The organism is Pseudomonas sp. AC463 (genome assembly GCF_979253585.1).
Genome location: NZ_CEEDDZ010000884.1, coordinates 1 through 254, shown reverse-complemented (window position 1 = coordinate 254; position 254 = coordinate 1). Strand labels below are relative to the sequence as shown.

At 68.1% G+C, this 254-nt stretch carries 1 protein-coding gene; it reads right to left on the bottom strand.

Annotation, left to right across the window (positions count from 1 at the left end):
- On the bottom strand, window positions 1-254 hold a 254-nt coding region (locus tag AC0IYH_RS32760; protein ID WP_471838535.1), incomplete at both ends, for an STAS domain-containing protein.

Sequence of the window (254 nt, the reverse complement as noted above, 5' to 3'; positions counted from 1 at the left end):
CCTCCGCACCGTCGCGGCGCAGGCGGGCGACGGCCTTGTCGAGCGCGCCAACGGCTGAGATATCCCAGAAATGCGCGGCGGTGACGTCGATCAGGACGTGGGCGGCGGGCTCCGGCATGCGGAAGGCGCGCGTGAAGCGGTCGACCGAGGCGAAGAAGATCTGGCCGGTGACGACATAGGTGGGGACGGTGCCGTCCTGGGTGCGCTCGACTGTGAACATCCGGCGGACCTTATTCGCGAAGAAGATGCCGGAC